14 protein-coding genes are annotated in these 12,578 nt (G+C 62.6%); 8 read left to right on the top strand and 6 right to left on the bottom strand.

Annotated elements, in window-relative coordinates:
- Positions 1 to 367 precede the first annotated feature (367 nt).
- The gene (locus tag JWR51_RS17410) at positions 368 to 1,996 is read right to left on the bottom strand and encodes a PAS-domain containing protein (RefSeq protein WP_299750347.1); all 1,629 of its coding nucleotides are present in this window, start codon (positions 1,994 to 1,996) and stop codon (positions 368 to 370) included.
- 144 nt (positions 1,997 to 2,140) lie between these two features.
- Here JWR51_RS17410 and mscL point away from each other — a divergent pair, with 144 nt between their 5' ends.
- From mscL to JWR51_RS17395, 3 genes are all read left to right on the top strand, one after another.
- Positions 2,141 to 2,578, top strand: a complete 438-nt coding sequence (gene mscL / locus JWR51_RS17405; protein ID WP_299750344.1) for a large conductance mechanosensitive channel protein MscL — start codon at positions 2,141 to 2,143, stop codon at positions 2,576 to 2,578.
- A 272-nt stretch (positions 2,579 to 2,850) separates the two neighbouring features.
- Positions 2,851 to 3,486 (top strand): LuxR C-terminal-related transcriptional regulator, encoded by a 636-nt coding sequence (locus tag JWR51_RS17400; protein WP_299750341.1) that lies wholly within the window; start codon positions 2,851 to 2,853, stop codon positions 3,484 to 3,486.
- Positions 3,487 to 3,644: 158 nt separating this feature from the next.
- The gene (locus JWR51_RS17395) at positions 3,645 to 4,316 is read left to right on the top strand and encodes an HAD family hydrolase (RefSeq protein WP_299750338.1); all 672 of its coding nucleotides are present in this window, start codon (positions 3,645 to 3,647) and stop codon (positions 4,314 to 4,316) included.
- Here JWR51_RS17395 and hemA read toward each other — a convergent pair.
- Positions 4,313 to 5,593: a 5-aminolevulinate synthase gene (gene hemA / locus JWR51_RS17390; protein WP_366525613.1), complete on the bottom strand. Its 1,281-nt coding sequence runs from the start codon at positions 5,591 to 5,593 to the stop codon at positions 4,313 to 4,315. The genes JWR51_RS17395 and hemA overlap by 4 nt on opposite strands.
- A gap of 353 nt (positions 5,594 to 5,946) precedes the next feature.
- Between hemA and JWR51_RS17385 the strand changes: the two genes are divergently transcribed.
- Positions 5,947 to 7,254, top strand: a complete 1,308-nt coding sequence (locus JWR51_RS17385) for a hypothetical protein (protein WP_299750336.1) — start codon at positions 5,947 to 5,949, stop codon at positions 7,252 to 7,254.
- A gap of 46 nt (positions 7,255 to 7,300) precedes the next feature.
- Here the strand turns inward: JWR51_RS17385 and JWR51_RS17380 are convergent, their stop codons facing one another.
- Positions 7,301 to 8,308: an endonuclease/exonuclease/phosphatase family protein gene (locus JWR51_RS17380; protein ID WP_299750333.1), complete on the bottom strand. Its 1,008-nt coding sequence runs from the start codon at positions 8,306 to 8,308 to the stop codon at positions 7,301 to 7,303.
- Between the two features lie 125 nt (positions 8,309 to 8,433).
- Here JWR51_RS17380 and JWR51_RS17375 point away from each other — a divergent pair, with 125 nt between their 5' ends.
- Both JWR51_RS17375 and JWR51_RS17370 read left to right on the top strand, forming a co-directional pair.
- Positions 8,434 to 9,204, top strand: coding sequence for an SDR family oxidoreductase (locus tag JWR51_RS17375; RefSeq protein WP_299750330.1), 771 nt, complete (start codon positions 8,434 to 8,436; stop codon positions 9,202 to 9,204).
- 85 nt (positions 9,205 to 9,289) lie between these two features.
- On the top strand, positions 9,290 to 9,955 hold the full coding sequence (locus JWR51_RS17370; protein ID WP_299750327.1) for an OmpA family protein: 666 nt from the start codon (positions 9,290 to 9,292) through the stop codon (positions 9,953 to 9,955).
- A 51-nt stretch (positions 9,956 to 10,006) separates the two neighbouring features.
- On the opposite strand, the gene JWR51_RS17365 is transcribed toward JWR51_RS17370, so the two are convergent.
- The 3 genes from JWR51_RS17365 to JWR51_RS17355 form a co-directional block, all read right to left on the bottom strand.
- A complete protein-coding gene (locus JWR51_RS17365) occupies positions 10,007 to 10,312 on the bottom strand; it encodes a hypothetical protein (protein WP_299750324.1) in 306 nt (101 codons plus the stop codon).
- Positions 10,312 to 10,569 carry a hypothetical protein gene (locus JWR51_RS17360; RefSeq protein WP_299750322.1) on the bottom strand — a complete coding sequence of 86 codons (258 nt, stop codon included), beginning with the start codon at positions 10,567 to 10,569 and terminating at the stop codon, positions 10,312 to 10,314. The genes JWR51_RS17365 and JWR51_RS17360 overlap by 1 nt, the downstream gene beginning before the upstream one ends.
- 160 nt (positions 10,570 to 10,729) lie before the next feature.
- Entirely contained in the window at positions 10,730 to 11,404 is a 675-nt protein-coding gene (locus tag JWR51_RS17355; protein WP_299750319.1) for a L,D-transpeptidase, read from the bottom strand.
- A 196-nt stretch (positions 11,405 to 11,600) separates the two neighbouring features.
- Here JWR51_RS17355 and JWR51_RS17350 point away from each other — a divergent pair, with 196 nt between their 5' ends.
- Positions 11,601 to 11,993, top strand: coding sequence for a PRC-barrel domain-containing protein (locus tag JWR51_RS17350; protein ID WP_299750317.1), 393 nt, complete (start codon positions 11,601 to 11,603; stop codon positions 11,991 to 11,993).
- Between the two features lie 213 nt (positions 11,994 to 12,206).
- The gene (locus JWR51_RS17345) at positions 12,207 to 12,578 is read left to right on the top strand and encodes a response regulator (protein ID WP_299750314.1); all 372 of its coding nucleotides are present in this window, start codon (positions 12,207 to 12,209) and stop codon (positions 12,576 to 12,578) included.

The following is a 12,578-nucleotide window of genomic DNA, read 5'->3' as shown; positions in this document are numbered from 1 at the left end:
GAACGGCCGTGGGGAGTTTGGTGGGAGGGGAATGCGGTCGCGCGATCCCTGGGCCAGCGCGACGTTCGTCTCCTGAAACAATGGAGGCCACGTTCGAGCGGCCAGAAACCCCATCGCATGCGGCGAGGCGTGTCTCGCTTACTAAAAATTACCATGAGGCACGTCTCGCCGCATGCCGCAGTCTTTCCAAACCGCCCGGTGCAAGCCGCGCGGCGTCTTGGCGCGACTGTCGGCGATGCTCATCGTGACGGCATGGCCGAATGCTGGGCCCAAAATCACAGGGCTTGAAGAGAAAGGCCCGTGGCGTGCAACCAGACAGCCTATCCAAACCCACCCATATCGAGTGTCCAAAGCCTGGCGATCGTCTCTACGCCAGCTTCTTCCCCACCGGCACGCGCTGCCCCGCCAACCCGCTGATCGCCGCCCGCAGCGCCGCCGGCTTGACCGGTTTGGTGACCACCGCGACGCCTCGATCCTCGGCGAGGGCCCGTACCGCCGCGCTGCGGTCCGCAGTCACCAGCGCCGCCGGCAAATGCCCGCCCACATTGTGGCGGAGCCATTCGATGGCATCGAGCCCCGAGGTCTGGTCGAGGTGGTAATCCATCAGCACCAGATCGGGATACCAGCCCTCCAGCAGCCGCTCGCGATCGATCTGCTTGAGCGACAGGGCCGTGCGCACGTCGCAACCCCAATGGGTCAGCAAGCCCTGCATCGCCTCGAGGATCGCTCGCTCATTGTCGACGCACAGGATTTTGAGATTGAGCGTGCCGAAACTGCTCTCGCTGGCCACCGGCCCCACGTCCAGTGCCGGCCGCAGAGCCCGCGTCACCGGCAGGAACAGCGAGAACCGCGAGCCGATGCCCTCGGCGCTGTCCAGTTCCAGCGTCAGCCCCAGCGCCGTCACCAGCCGCTGTACGATCGACAGCCCCAGCCCCAGTCCCTGCGCCATGCGCGCTCCGCGCTCCAGCCGGGAGAATTCGGCGAACAGCAGTTTGTGCTGGTCGCGGTTGAAGCCGATGCCGGTATCGATCACGTCGAGCCGCATGCGATTGCCGCGCCGCCGCAGCCCCACCAGCACCTTGCCGCCGGGCGCGGTGTACTTGATGGCGTTGGATACCAGGTTCTGCACGATACGGCCGATCAGCGTGCGATCCACCAGCACCGTGGCGTCCGAGGCCACGATCTTGAGGGCGATCGAGCGCTCGCGTGCCATCGGCCCGAACTCCACCTCGATTTTGCGCAGCAGGTCCTGCGCATTAACCGGCCCCGGTACCGGCTTGAGCGCGCCGCTATCGATGCGCGAAATATCCAGCAGGGCGCCCATGATATCCTCAACCGCCGTCAGCGAGGCCTCGATGGAATTGGCCAGTTCGGCCAGGCTCGTCGATTTGGCCCGCTCGATCAGCGTCGAGGTATAGAGCCGCGCCGCATTGAGCGGCTGCAGCAGGTCATGGCTGGCGGCGGCGAGAAAGCGCGTCTTGTCGTGATTGGCCGCGTCGGCCTTGGCGCGGGCAACCTCCAGTTCCGAATTGACCCGCGTCAACGCCGCCGTGCGCTCCTCTACTCGCCCTTCCAGCGACAGGTTCATCCGTTCCAGTTCCCGCTCGGCCCGGACCCGATCGGTCACGTCGGCAAAGCTGATCACCAGGCCCCCATTGGGCAGTCGGCTGGAATGAAACTCCAGCATTTGCCCGCCCGCGCCCATACGCTGCGTCACTGTCGCCGCCACCGCCGTCAGCACATTGACCCGTTCGATCGCCAGGCGCACCGGGTCACCCGAGCCCAGGTCGCCCCGTGTGCCGAGGAACAGCGCGATATCGAACAGCGGCGTTCCCACCTGCACCAGCCCCTCGGGCAGCGTCAGCAGGCCACGGTAGCGCGTGTTGGACGTGACCAGCCTCAAGGCTGCATCGAATATGGCGATGCCCTGAGGAATATGGTCCATCGCCTGCCGCAGGCTTGGCTCGGCGTCGGTGCTGGAAGGCGGCATGGCCATGGGTTGTGAGCTTTTCGTGTTTGCGCTGATTATCTGCCCACGCCCCGCCCGCCGCAAGGCCGGCGCCCATTGCAATCGGCCGCATTCTACGAAAGTCTGGTGCTGTTGCCCGCAAGGATGGGCCAATTAGCGTGAGGGATAGCTATGTTCAAGGAATTCAGAGACTTCGCTATCAAGGGCAACATGATCGATCTCGCCATCGGCGTGATCATCGGTGCGGCCTTTGGCGCCATCGTGTCCTCCATTGTCGATGATCTGTTCATGCCGCTGATCGGGTTGATCCTGGGTGGTATCGATTTCTCGAACCTGTTCGTAGTCCTGAAAAATCCGGACAACGTGCCGATCGTCTCGCTCGCTGCCGCCAAGGCCGCCGGCGTCGCCACGCTCAATGTCGGCCTGTTCCTCAACGCGGTCGTCAAGTTTACCATCATCGCCTTCGTGCTGTTCGTGGTGGTCAAGGCCATCAATTCGCTCAAGCGCCAAGCCGCCGAAGAGCCCACCGCGGCATCGCCGGCGCCGAGTCGCGAAGAAGTCCTGCTGACCGAAATTCGCGATGCCTTGCGTGGACGCCCGGCCGTCTGAGTTCGCCGAGCTTAACGGTCCGCAATCGAAATAGGAATAAAATCCGTTGACTTGCTATCTGTGGGCATATAAACCCACAGATATAGGTAGTTGCTCCTACGCAATGTCCGTCTCGGACGGCACGAACACTTAATGCAAACTACCTTGGCGATTCACCGGAGCTGAACTGTTCATTGCGACAGAAGCGCTGTCGTAGTTTATCGAAAGCTTTGCCCAGTGCTGGGACGGAGATGGGTCGCGCAAGCGAAGCATGTCACTGGGCAGAGGACAGCATGAGCGACGAGATTTTCTATCATTCATTCTTAAACCGCGATCGTTTGATCCATATTGTCGATACCGACCCCGCCACCTGCGAAGCGCTGAGCGTTTTATTCAGGCTCGAAGGTTTTCAAACAATATTTTCGGTCGAGGCCGGCCATTTCATCGCCAGCCTGTCCCGGCGCCGGCCCGACGTCGTCGTGGTCAATCTGCAATTGGGCGAGGATAGCGGGCTGGCGCTGCTGCGCCGGGTCAAATCGATGCGCACCGGCACGCCCGTTTTCATGCTGTCCGAGGCGCCCCAGATCGACGCGGCGGTGACGGCGATGAAGCTCGGCGCCGCCGATGTCATCACCAAGCCCATCGATACCGAGCACTTGCTCACCGTGGTCCGCGATGCGCTGCGGCGCGATGTGCATCTGGGGGCCATGCATGGCGGCGGCCGCGCCATCGAGGTGCGAGGCTTCTCCCAGCTCACGCCGCGCGAGCGCGAAGTGCTGCAACTGATCACCAATGGCCAATCCAACAAGGAAGCCGGCCGCGAACTGGGCATTTCCCCCCGTACCATCGAGGTGCATCGTGCGCGCGTCATGGAAAAACTGGGTGCGAGGAACACCGCCGACCTGATGCGGATCGTGCTGACGTCGTAGCGCGAGAAATCGCCCGGTGGAGCGATTTTGGCGAAGAAGTCCCGAGACCTTGATCGAGTGGCGGCCTGAATGGTTCGCTGGGACGACCGTCGGCCGCCTGCTTGTCGTCACTCCCGACGCATGCTCCAGTGCCGCCATTGGCATTGGATAGGTGAGCGGTGATTAAAGCAGTCTTGTTTGATCTGGATGAAACCCTGCTGGTCCGTCATGCGGCCATCAGGGCGTTCATTGGTGATCAATATGCCCGCCACGCTGCGGTACTGCCGGGCATCGGCCGGGACCTGTTCACGACGCGCTTTCTCGCGCTTGAGGATGAAGGCCGAACACCCAAGACTACGGTCTATCCAGCGCTGGCAGCTGAACTGGGCATCGCCTCGTCCATCGCCGCCGATCTCCTGGCCGATTACCAGGCGCTCTATCCGAGCTACGCGGTACTCAGCCCCGGCACAGCGGAAACACTCGTTGCGTTACGAGCGAAAGGCCTCAAAACCGGCATCGTGACCAACGGCAGCGCCGTGGTCCAGAACGGCAAGATCGACACCACCGGCCTGCGCCCTCTGCTCGATATCGTTCTGGTGTCGGAGGCAGAAGGCTTGCGCAAACCGGATCGCCGCATCTTCGAGCTTGCGCTGCAGCGGCTGAACGTGGCTGCGGACGAAGCCATCTTCGTCGGCGACAATCCAGTGGTCGACGTCGATGGCGCCCGCACCGCCGGACTGCTCGCCGTCTGGTATCACAGCACCACCGACTGGCCCGATGGCCTGGCCCCGCCGGGCTATGCGATCACCGCATTGTCCGAGGTCATCACTTTCTGTGACGAGGCGGACTAGCCGCCCGTCGTCGGCAGCGTCAGATCGCCCGATGTCAGCTTGCTCGCGGTCAGCGCCGCGTCCGCCTGTTCGCGTGGCAATTCGAGGCTGGCCCAGACGCTCACCAGCGCGTGGCGCAGTTCGAACACCATCTCGTCGGTGTGCAGCGGCGTCGGCGTGATGCGCAGGCGCTCGGTGCCCTTGGGCACGGTGGGGTAGTTGATCGGCTGGATGTAGATGTTGTGCTTGTCCAGCAGCATGTCGCTGGCCGCCTTGCACTGGCGCGCATCGCCCACGATCAGCGGCACGATGTGGGTCTCGGTCTGCATCACCGGCAGGCCGGCATCGGCCAGGATCGCCTTGGTCAGCCGCGCCTGACGCTGGTGTGTGGCCCGCTCGACGTCTGAGCTCTTCAAATGTTCGATCGAGGCGCGAGCTGCAGCGCAGATGGCCGGGGGCAGGGACGTGGTGAAGATGAATTCGGGCGCATAGGAGCGCACCGCATCGATGATCGCCTTGTTGGCGGCGATATAGCCGCCCATGGCGCCAAAGCCCTTGGCCAGTGTGCCCTCGATGACGTCGATGCGGTCCATCAGCCCGTCGCGCTCCGCAATGCCGCCACCGCGCCGCCCGTAGAGGCCCACGGCATGGACTTCGTCGATATAGGTCAGCGCGCCGAATTCCTCGGCCAGGTCGCAGATTTCCTTGATCGGGGCGATATCGCCATCCATCGAATAGACCGATTCAAAGCAGATCAGCTTAGGCCGCTTGCGATCGGTTGCGGCCAGCAGCTCGCGCAGATGCGCCACGTCGTTGTGGCGGAAAATGGTCTTGGTCATGCCTGACTGGCGCACGCCCTGGATCATCGAGGCGTGGTTGAGCTGGTCTGAGAAGATGATGCAATCGGGCAAGAGCCGCGCGATGGTGGCAATTGCCGCTTCGTTGGAGACGAAGCCGGAGGTGAACACCAGCGCGCCTTCCTTGCGGTGCAGATCGGCGAGCGAACGCTCCAGCTCGACCAGCGGACGGTTGGTGCCTGAGATATTGCGCGTGCCGCCGGAGCCGACGCCGAGCCGGCCCGCGGTCTCCTGCATGGCGGCGATCACCTTTTCGTGCTGGCCCATGCCCAGATAGTCGTTGGAGCACCAGATGGTGATTTCACGCGCATTATCCGCCTCGTCGCGATAGACGGCCCGGGGGAAGCGCCCGGCGATGCGCTCCAGGTCGGCAAATACGCGATAGCGCTTTTCCTGCCGCAGCGTGTCCACTGCATCTTCGAAAATGCCGCGATAATCCATCAGCTTAGTCCTCAACACTCGGCTGCGGCCCGGCCGGATAAAACGGCCTGGGTCTTGCAACGTGGGGGAGCCTAATTTTCTCGGCCCGGCATTGACATAGGTCAATTCGCCGCGCGTCGCATACGCCGCAGTTTGGAGACGTTATAAAGTGCTGCACGCATGCTGCCAAGAACTGGCGGACCTCCGCACGCGGATAAATGATGAATGGGCCATTCAGACTGCGTTTAACCAGACACAGTTAGAGCGCGAATTAACTGCGCAACGCGTGAGCGATTGCCGCTACTCATCGAGAATCGGTATAGTTAAACAGCAACAAGGCTAACGGGGGAAAGCAATTGGAGCGTCTAGGGGGGATGAATACCGCGATTGAGCAAGACGAGGCGCTGATACGGGCCGCAAGGGCGGTGCGAAAGAACCCGCAGGCGCTGTTCACCAATTTCCAATGGTTTCTCGTCAACTCCAAGAACACAGTCTATTTCACCGCCTTTTCCAAGACCGCGATCGACAAAGAAATCCTGCTGAATTTCGTCGCCGAAATGGTTTCGCTGGCGCCCCAACTCACCCATGGCTTTGTCGGTGCGCTGCCGGGCCAGCCCTTTCCTCAGCACATGCTCGACGCCATCACCACGGTGACCGAGGTCGACGATTTCGAGGGTTATCCCGACAAATGGCTCAGCAAAGGGCTCGATATCTTCGAGCACAACGATCTACCGCTGTTCCGGGTCTATGCCATCACCCGCCGCGGTGGTCCCGATGAACATGGCCATGCCTCGATGGTGCTGGTGCGCTCGAGCCATGCGCTGCTCGAAGGCAATGACTCGTCCCTGCTCAGCCGGTCGCAGTCGATTGCCCGCGGCATCACGCCGCCGGCGCCCAAGGCCAAGCTGCCGTTCAAGCGCCGCTTCGGCCTTGCCATCGGCTCGGTCATTGGCGCGCTGGTCCAGCTCTATCTGTCCAATTCCAAGCCGCTGACGCCCAAGGAGCTGGGCTTCAGGTCACTGGCGATCGAACGCAGCCGCCTGCGCGATCTGGCTAACCGCATCGGCGTGCGGCAGCGCTCGCTGATGTTCGGGCTCATCACCCAGGCGCTCAACGTGGCCGAGAAGGGTCCTGAAGCCGCCGTCATCACCGCGGCCTATACGATGCTGGATCACTCGACCCGCACCGAGGCCGACGACGACATGTTCCGCGTCCGGGCGCTGGACGCCAAGTTCAAGGTGCAGCCCAATTTCCTCGACTACGTCCGCTCAATCGACCAGACGCTGACCGAGATCGAGCAGAAGGACACCACCACTTTCCAGTTCATCCTGATGGGCATGTTTGCCCTGCACCGCAAGATTTCCAAGGTTCTGCCCTTCCTCTACGGTGACAAGTTCTTCCACTACAACGGCACCATGGACGTGGTGCTCACGCTGGTGCCGCCGCACCGCATGTATGGGAACATGACGCGCAATCTGGTGGAGCCGGTCTATGTCGGCTCCTTCCACCCCAGCGCCAACTTGTGCACCTTCGTGCCGGGCCGGAAATACGTGACCTTCAACTTCGCCATGGAGACGCGTTATCTCAATCGCGTCGATGACATCATGACCCTGCTGGAAACGACCGAGAAGCTGGACATCGCGCGGCCCGCCAAAGGCGCGAGCGCCCAAAACCAACTCTGATGCTGCGCCGGTGGCTACGTGCCACCGGCGCAGCATCGGGATTTGCCTAGCGCGTGAAGCCCGCAATCGTCGCCACCACCATGTCGTGGTCGGACAGCACTTCGCCGTCCGGCGCAACTGATGGCACGATCCGGCTATTGGCGACCATCAGCCCACGTGTCAGGAACCAATCCAGCTTGTAGGCGCCCTTAGGATTGCGGCTGACCCGGCTTGCTCGTGTGGTCATCTGGTCCAGCGGCCCACCGTGACGCTCGAAGCCACGCGACGCCGCATGGGCGAACAGCGTCTCCTTTTCGAAGTCCCCGCCATCGGCCAGCCCGGTATTGAGATCGCCGCCAATGATCACCGGCATGTCGCCGGCCAACTGGTCGATGGCGTCGATCAGCCCGCGCACCTGCTGCTCGCGATAGGCCGCGTCAGCTGCATTCTCCAGATGCACCGAAACCGCATAAAGCGGCCCCTGTGCGGTCATCGCCGCTCCCGCAATGGCGCAACGCGTGCCGATTCGGTGCGCCGGGCTTTCCGGCCGAAACCAATGGCCGTGCGCTTCCAGCCGGATCATCACCGGTGCCTGCAAGGCGGCGCGTGCCAGCAGCGCATTGCCGTGAAAGCCAAGCCGATTGAAGTCATCGACGCAGAATTCCAGCTCCGTCGCCCCGCCGAGTTCCAGCTCCAGGAATTCAACCCCAAAGGCATGGCTCATGTCGAGCGCATCGGCCACGTCCCGGCTGGTGTGGCGCTGCCCGGTCCGAGCCATGCCGTTGTCGACCTCCGACAACAGGGCGATATCGGCGCCCTCGCGTCGCAGCATTTCGGCCGAAGCCTCCACCGCATAGCAGCGTTCCAGGTTCCAGGCCGCAATGGTCAGCGGGAAAGCCAACGCTTCCCGCGCCGGTCCGGCCGGCGCCTCGACGCGCTGCAGGCAGGCAAGGCTCGCCAGCGCTGCGGCATGGTTGGCCTCGGTCCGCTCCAGCGTCATGACCTGGGCCAGGGCCGCGGGGGACGGGCCAGCGACTGGCGCGAGTTGGGCGGGTTTGACGAGATCGAGGGACATTGAATCGGCTCCGGACGAGGTTTGGTCCGCCATTAACTGGGCTGCATGTCGCTCTGGTGACAAAGCACTCTTGCCGCCATCTCGCCCTCAAGCTAAGTCCGCTTCAGTCCACCGGCGAGAACATCATGTCCGACTATGCAGCCTATCCAAGCCTCAAGGATACTCCCGTTGTCATCTCCGGCGGTGCGTCGGGGATCGGCGAAAGCCTCGTGCGCAACTTCGCCGCGCAGGGCGCCAAGGTCGGCTTTGTCGACATCGCTGCCGAGGCCGGCAACAAGCTCGCGGACGAGCTGACGGCGGCGGGCCAAATCGCCAAATTCACCCAATGCGACGTCACCGACCTGCCCGCCTACCAGTCCGCCATCGCCGGCTTCGCCACCGCTCATGGCGATGCCCTTGTGCTGGTCAACAATGCCGCCCACGACCAGCGCCACGAATGGAGCGAGGTCACGCCGGACTATTGGGACGACCGCATGGCGGTCAATCTCAAGCATCATTTCTTCGCCATCCAGGCCGTGGCTCCTGCCATGATCAAGGCCGGGCGCGGCTCGATCATCAATACCGGCTCGATCAGCTGGATGGTGATGACGCCGCGCATTCCAATCTATGAAACCGCCAAGGCGGCCACGCACGGTCTCACCCGCTCAATGGCGCGGGCCCTCGGCAAGTCCGGCATTCGCGTCAATACGCTGGTGCCCGGCTGGGTGATGACCGAACGGCAATTGACCCATTGGCTCGATGCCGAGGGCGAAGCCGCGCTCGACCGCGACCAGGCGCTGGCTGGCCGCGTCTATCCCGACGATATCGCGCGCATGGCCCTGTTCCTGGGCTCGCAGGATAGCGCCATGATTTCAGCGCAGCAGTTCGTCGTCGACGGCGGCTGGGCCAATCCCTGATTTCGGCGCGACCGGGGCTTTCCCTGATCATCATGCTGCCGTATTGACCAAGCACGAGACCATTCACTTGCCAGGGGACATTGTCATGAAGACCAATATCATCGTTGCGGCCCTTGCCGCGCTGGCGCTCAGCGCCTGCAGCACCACCAATCCCTATACCGGGCAGTCGCAGCTCTCCAATACCGCAGGCGGCGCATTGATCGGCACCGGCGGCGGCGCCGTCGCTGGCGCGCTGATCGGCGCGGCGGTGGGTGGTGATGTGCGCGTCGGCGCACTGATCGGCGCCGGCGTCGGCGGCCTGACCGGCGTGGCCATCGGCAGCTACATGGATCAGCAGGAAGCCGAGCTGCGCGCCCAGTTGCAGGGCACCGGCGTTTCAGTGACCCGCGTCGGCCAGCAGATCATCCTCAACATGCCGTCCAACATCACCTTCGCCACCGACCAGTCGAGCGTGCAGCCGCAGTTCAACCAGACGCTGGTCTCGGTCGCTCTGGTGCTCAAGAAGTTCGACAAGACGCTGGTGGACGTGTCCGGCCACACCGACTCGCAGGGTGACGACGCTTATAACCAGCAGTTGTCTTACAAGCGCGCCATTTCTGTTGCCACCATCCTTGCCAATCAGGGCATCGTGCAGCAGCGCTTCTCGATTACCGGCCGTGGCGAGCAGAACCCGATCGCCTCCAACAGCACCGAATCCGGTCGCGCCCAGAACCGCCGCGTCGAAATCCAGCTCTCCCCAATCCAGGGCTGATCGAGCCATCACCAAATGCGAAAAGCGCGGCCATCGAGCCGCGCTTTTTGTTTATGGCGCCACTGGCACGACGGGTTCCACCACCGGCGCCGAAGTCGGCGTGCCCGGCTGCACTTCGCTGCCCGGCGCCCCGTTGAACACCTGCAGCGCCAGCACGATAGCGATGACGATAGCCAGCGCCACGAGGCCATAAAGCCACCAATTGGTTGGGCTGGTCGCGGCGACGACGTCATCATGCTCGCCGGCGACTTTCAGCTCGGAGCCATCGGGCACATCAACCGTGCTGCCGTTTTCATCCACCAGCACGTCGACATTGGCGACGGTGGGTTGGCGCGGAAATTTCGAGACCGTGGCCATCAGAAATCTCCCCGTACAACTGTGTCGGCGCCGATGCCGTCCTGCACGCCCTGGCGCACTTCGGCGATGGCCGCGTCGATCTCGTCGGCGTCGACTGCCATCGACTTGCCTTCATGATGGGCGCCGGTCACATCCGCCTTGAGCTGGTTCAGCAGCTCGATCTTTTCCTTGGCCGTAAACAGGGTGTGGTGCGCGATTTCCATGGGAGTGACATTGTCGTCGCCTCCCATGCGCTCCCTGAGACTGTCGAATGCCATTTCCGCCTCCTTGACAGATTGGGGAGCGGACCGCTCCCCGTTACTCTGTCAATGCGAGGTTGAGGCCTTGGGTTCCTTAGAGGATGATCCGGAAAAGTGGGTCGGTTTTCCGAAAAGATCATGCTCCAGCAGAAAACTAGAGTTTGATGATCATCAAACTCTAGACCACCAGGATCGGCGTCCCCACCGGCACGCGCTGGTAGAGATCGATGACGTCCTGGTTGATCAACCGCACGCAGCCGCTGGATACGGCTTCGCCGATGGTGGCGGGGTCCGAAGTTCCGTGCAGGCGGTAGATGGTGTCGCGGCCATCCTGATAGATATACATGGCCCGCGCACCCAGCGGATTGCCGAGTCCGCCCGGCATGCCATTGGCCCACGGCGCCGCATTAGGATCACGCAGCACCATTTCGTGCGGTGGCGTCCAGGTCGGCCACATCGCCTTGCGCGCGATCTCGGCCCTGCCGGACCACGCGAAGCCCTCGCGGCCGATACCGACGCCGTAGCGCAGCGCCTGGCCGCCTTCCTGCACCAGATAGAGGTAGCGTTCCCCGGTATTGACCACGATGGTCCCCGGACGCTCGCCGGTGGGGTCTGGCACATACTGCCGGAAATGGGTTGGCTTGAGATAGCGCAGGTCGACCGCCGGAACGGGGAATTTCTCGTTCGGCAGTGCCGCATACATCTGCAGATAAGCCGGATCGAAGGTCGGCTCCGGCGGCAGGCGCTCAGTGGTGGAGGCGCAGCCGGCCAAGGCGAGGGCGCTGAGGGCAGCGCTGCCAGCCAGGAAACCGCGACGGGAAAGGTTGGGGAAGGGTAGGGCGGAAGTTGTCATGAAGGGCACTGACTGAAGGATCGACGAGGAAGGGGCTCCCAGGGGACCGCAGAGCCCACCCGAGCGATGTGCTGTCATAACGCAGCCGCCGTTAACCTGACGCCAATGGGTTGATCACATTCGGTTCATCCACTTTTCCGGAACTCGATTCCCAGCCGTCGCGTTGTCCTGTCACACCAACCAGAGGAGCTTTTCCATGGCTTACGATGACAACCGCACTGCCGCGAGCGCCAATATCAAGGAAACCCATGACCTGATCGCCTCCGACAAGGTCGAAGGCACCAAGGTCTATGATCCCAATGGCGAGCATATCGGCTCGATCGAACGTATCCTGGTCGAAAAGCGCAGCGGCAAGGTATCCTACGCCGTGCTGAGCTTCGGCGGCTTCCTCGGCATGGGCCACGACCATTATCCGCTGCCCTGGTCCAAGCTCAACTATGATCAGGACCTCGGCGGCTATCGCGTCGATGTCTCCAAGCAGCAGCTTGAAGGCGCCCCCAAATACGAGCGCGAAAACGACGACTACTGGACCGAGGAAAACGGTCGTCGCGTCTACGATTATTATGGCGTTGCGCCCTATTGGATCTAGCTATCGCAGGCGCGATGAGCTGATCGCTTTGGCCCGTTCTATCCATCCGGATAGGGCGGGCCTTCTCGGCGTTGCTGACACGGCGTTTTGCCTGTGGTGTACGATTTTTACCGAACAAACGGATCGAATACGCTCCCACGGGCTTGAGCATATCCTGGCTGCGCGCCCGCCGGACGCGACCTTGGGGGTCAGTGAGTCAGTTTAGGTGGTGATTTGCCTTCCAACGGACCTTTACCGGCTATCCTCGTAGTCGAGGATGAGTTCCTGATCCTGTCGTCCACGGCCAACGACCTGCGTGACGCTGGCTTCACCGTTTTCGAAGCCAGCAATGCCGACGACGCCATCGCCCTGCTCGAAACCCATGCCGAAATCCGCATCCTGTTTACCGATGTGGATATGCCCGGCTCGATGAACGGCCTCAAGCTGTCCGCCGCGGTGCGGGACCGCTGGCCACCAATCCTGATCATCGTCACCTCCGGCAAGACCCCGGTCGGTGGCACCGAACTTCCAACCGGCGGCCGCTTTTTTCCCAAGCCCTACAACACCAACAAAATCGCGTCCGCCATGCAGGAAATGCTCGCCTGA

The sequence above is a fragment of the Devosia sp. genome (assembly GCF_028290625.1).
GTDB lineage: Bacteria > Pseudomonadota > Alphaproteobacteria > Rhizobiales > Devosiaceae > Devosia.
This window is presented reverse-complemented; position numbering and strand designations above follow the sequence as displayed.

Bases quoted from the DNA above. Each gene is read 5' to 3' on its own strand.
- JWR51_RS17410 (WP_299750347.1), bottom strand. From the start codon at position 1,996: ATGGCCATGCCGCCTTCCAGCACCGACGCCGAGCCAAGCCTGCGGCAG.
- mscL (WP_299750344.1), top strand. From the start codon at position 2,141: ATGTTCAAGGAATTCAGAGACTTCGCTATCAAGGGCAACATGATCGAT.
- JWR51_RS17400 (WP_299750341.1), top strand. From the start codon at position 2,851: ATGAGCGACGAGATTTTCTATCATTCATTCTTAAACCGCGATCGTTTG.
- hemA (WP_366525613.1), bottom strand. From the start codon at position 5,593: ATGGATTATCGCGGCATTTTCGAAGATGCAGTGGACACGCTGCGGCAG.
- JWR51_RS17385 (WP_299750336.1), top strand. From the start codon at position 5,947: ATGAATACCGCGATTGAGCAAGACGAGGCGCTGATACGGGCCGCAAGG.
- JWR51_RS17380 (WP_299750333.1), bottom strand. From the start codon at position 8,308: ATGTCCCTCGATCTCGTCAAACCCGCCCAACTCGCGCCAGTCGCTGGC.
- JWR51_RS17375 (WP_299750330.1), top strand. From the start codon at position 8,434: ATGTCCGACTATGCAGCCTATCCAAGCCTCAAGGATACTCCCGTTGTC.
- JWR51_RS17370 (WP_299750327.1), top strand. From the start codon at position 9,290: ATGAAGACCAATATCATCGTTGCGGCCCTTGCCGCGCTGGCGCTCAGC.
- JWR51_RS17365 (WP_299750324.1), bottom strand. From the start codon at position 10,312: ATGGCCACGGTCTCGAAATTTCCGCGCCAACCCACCGTCGCCAATGTC.
- JWR51_RS17360 (WP_299750322.1), bottom strand. From the start codon at position 10,569: ATGGCATTCGACAGTCTCAGGGAGCGCATGGGAGGCGACGACAATGTC.
- JWR51_RS17355 (WP_299750319.1), bottom strand. From the start codon at position 11,404: ATGACAACTTCCGCCCTACCCTTCCCCAACCTTTCCCGTCGCGGTTTC.
- JWR51_RS17350 (WP_299750317.1), top strand. From the start codon at position 11,601: ATGGCTTACGATGACAACCGCACTGCCGCGAGCGCCAATATCAAGGAA.